The following is a 3,254-nucleotide window of genomic DNA, read 5'->3' on the forward strand; positions in this document are numbered from 1 at the left end:
AACAGCAAACTTGCCGTCGGGAAAAGATAGAAAAACAAAAAGGGCGCCGAAGCACCCTTTTTTCGTCTTGGAGGAGACGCTTAGCTGAACTGGTTAGAGGTGTTTTTCGCACCGCCCGCTTTCAGTGCCATCTCACCCGCGTAGTACTCTTTGTGGTCGTCGCCCAGGTCGGAACCTGCCATGTTCTGGTGTTTAACACATGCGATACCCTGACGGATCTCTTTACGCTGTACGCCTTCAACGTAACCCAGCATTGCTTTCTCACCGAAGTAGTCTTTCGCCAGGTTGTCTACAGACAGAGCGGTTGTGTGGTAAGTCGGCAGCGTGATCAGGTGGTGGAATACGTTTGCTTCGCGAGCAGTATCCGCCTGGAAGGTGCGAACGCGAGCGTCAGCTGCTGCAGACAGTTCGGAGTCGTCGTACTCAGCGGACATCAGGTTGTCACGGTCGTAAGCGGATACGTCCTTACCTTCAGCTGCCCATGCATCGTAAGTCTGCTGACGGAAGTTCAGCGTCCAGTTGAAAGATGGAGAGTTGTTGTACACCAGTTTTGCATCTGGGTGTACTTTACGTACTTCGTCCATCATGCCTTTGATTTCATGAACGGTTGGAACTGCAGTTTCGATCCACAGCAGGTCAGCACCTGCGTTGATCGCTTCGATGCAGTCGAATACGCAACGCTCGTGACCGGTGCCCTGACGGAACTGGTACAGACCGGAAGGCAGACGCTTAGGACGAACCAGCTTGCCGTTGCGGCTGATCAGTACATCACCTTCAGCAGTGTCTTCTGGCGCAACTTCTTCGCAATCCAGGAAGGAGTTGTAAACATCGCCCTGATCGCCTGGCTCGCGAACAACCGCGATCTCTTTAGTCAGGCCAGCACCTTCGGAGTCGGTACGTGCAACGATCACACCGTCATCCACGCCCAGCTCCAGGAATGCGTAACGCAGTGCGCGCAGTTTCGCGTGGAAGTCAGCGTGAGGTACGGTTACTTTACCGTCCTGGTGACCACACTGCTTCTCGTCAGCTACCTGGTTTTCGATCTGCAGGCAGCACGCGCCCGCTTCAATCATCTGCTTAGCCATCAGGTAAGTCGCTTCCGCGTTACCGAAACCCGCATCGATGTCAGCAACGATAGGTACTACGTGCGTTTCGTGGTTGTCGATCTGCGCCTGGATTTCAGCTTCTTTCGCTGCATCGCCCGCTTCGCGTGCTTTATCCAGTTCACGGAACAGGCCGCCCAATTCACGTGCATCAGCCTGACGCAGGAAGGTGTACAGCTCTTCTACCAGAGAGGCTACTGCAGTTTTCTCGTGCATGGACTGGTCTGGCAGAGGACCGAAGTCGGAGCGCAGAGCAGCAACCATCCAGCCGGACAGGTACAGGTAGCGACGTTCAGTAGACCCGAAGTGCTTCTTGATGGAGATCAGCTTCTGCTGACCTACAAAACCGTGCCAGCAGCCCAGGGACTGGGTGTACTTGGTTTTGTCTTTGTCGAACTCAGCCATGTCACGGCGCATGATACCGGCAGTGTACTTAGCGATATCCAGGCCTGTTTTGAATTTGTTCTGAGCACGCATGCGTGCAGCAGATTCTGGGTTGATCGCATCCCAAGGGCTACCTGCTTCGGCCTTCAGCGCAGCGATACTTTCGATATCTTTGTTCAATGTAGACATGGCAAATCCTTAATAATTATGTGGCGGCCTGTGTTGCGGCTGCTCAATTCGGGAACACGACCCATATTAGTGTGAGACGAGGTATAAATGAAATAAATGCCGGTTATCTTGGGTATCATTCTTGTGAATGTGGTACATTGGTTCAATGTATTCCAAATGGTTATGAACGGATGAATTGGTCTCGAAAAGGGCGTTATATATGAATCTTGAACGGGTTGATCTTAATCTGTTGGTGTATTTGGATGTGTTGCTGCGAGAACGTAACGTGACCAAGTCGGCTAGTATCCTGGGTATTACGCAGCCTGCGATGAGTAACGGCTTGCGGCGTTTACGCGAAACCTTTGACGATCCGTTGCTTGTGCGGACCAGTGAGGGGATGGTGCCAACCGAGCGCGCCCGGGAGTTGCAACCGATGATCCGTGAAGTCCTGGCGGTGATCGAGCAGGCGGTGGAGCCCAGTACGGATTTTGATGCCGCCTCCAGTGACCGTGTATTTCGTATCATGACTAGTGACTACGGTGAAGCTACGCTTCTGCCAAGGCTGTTGGATCGCCTTCATGTCGAAGCTCCGGACGTTGTGCTGGACATTCTGACTCCAAGTGACATGAGCTTTCTGGAAGTGGAGCGCGGCCAGGTGGATCTGGTCATTAACCGTTTTGATTCGATGCCGCAGTCTTTCCATCAGGTCACTCTGTGGTGTGACAGTTTTTCCTGCCTGTTAAGCGCCGACAATCCGATTGTCGAAGACTTTACTTTAGATAGTTATCTGCAGGGCAATCATGTGTGGGTCAGCAAGACCGGTATGGGGGCGGGCTTGGGGCTTACCCCTAAAGACACTAAACGTCTTGGCTGGGTGGATGAGGCCTTGGCGCGAATCGGCTGTCAGCGTCATATCTCGGTGTTTACCCGCCACTACCAGTCGGCTTGTCAGTTGGCTGAGTCCAAATCGTTGATTGTGACTATCCCAAGTAAAGCCGCACTGCAGGCGCAGGAAGGTAATGCGGGTATTGTGTTAAAAGCGCCTCCTTTCGAGATACCGCTGTTTGAGCTGAAGATGGCCTGGAGTCCGCTGTTGCAGCGTAACAGCGCCCACAAATGGCTCAGAAGGACAATAGTAGAGGTGGCGAAGGCGGTAGAAGAGGAAGCTGCTGCCGGTGGTGCAAAGAGCTAACACCGGCAGCAGGAGCGAGGCTGGTTTATTCGCAATAAACGGAACCCTGATTGAGCAGGCTCACCAGAATCTGCAGGGCCTGATCTGACCAGTCGCCCTGGTTGATCACGATATTCACATTCTGGCAGAGGCTGGTTGCCAGTGCGCAGGTCGGGCCTTCGCACTCGAAGCTTGTGCCGTCGGCAAAGAGAATCACTTTGTTGTCGGCAATCTGGTAGTAGGAGAAACGGCTGCCTTCGTTACGGGTCAGTAGCAGATCGCCGTCTTCCAGCGCTCCCTTGATTTGTTCAAGTGAGATCTCATCTTCTGGCTGCTGTTCTAGATCCGGGTATTTCGGATCAGTCACGTATTGTCCCAGCCAGGTCGCCAGTTGAGACTCGTCGTTCAGATAGCGGTTGAAGATATCG

The 3,254-nt window shown here is 53.1% G+C and carries 3 protein-coding genes; 1 reads left to right on the forward strand and 2 read right to left on the reverse strand.

Features of this window, described 5'->3' with window-relative positions; all coding sequences use genetic code 11:
- Positions 1-80: 80 nt before the first annotated feature.
- Positions 81-1,676, reverse strand: coding sequence for an isocitrate lyase (locus ABYW01_RS17465; RefSeq protein ID WP_372835224.1), 1,596 nt, complete (start codon positions 1,674-1,676; stop codon positions 81-83).
- A gap of 199 nt (positions 1,677-1,875) precedes the next feature.
- On the opposite strand from ABYW01_RS17465, the gene ABYW01_RS17470 reads away from it, so the two are divergent.
- On the forward strand, positions 1,876-2,847 hold the full coding sequence (locus tag ABYW01_RS17470; RefSeq protein WP_372835226.1) for a LysR substrate-binding domain-containing protein: 972 nt from the start codon (positions 1,876-1,878) through the stop codon (positions 2,845-2,847).
- Positions 2,848-2,872: 25 nt separating this feature from the next.
- Here the strand turns inward: ABYW01_RS17470 and ABYW01_RS17475 are convergent.
- The coding region (locus ABYW01_RS17475; RefSeq protein WP_372835228.1) for a winged helix domain-containing protein at positions 2,873-3,254 on the reverse strand (382 nt) is incomplete at its 5' end.

The sequence above is a fragment of the Pontibacterium sp. genome, from assembly GCF_041587635.1.
In the GTDB taxonomy this organism is placed as follows: Bacteria; Pseudomonadota; Gammaproteobacteria; order Pseudomonadales; family Balneatricaceae; genus Pontibacterium.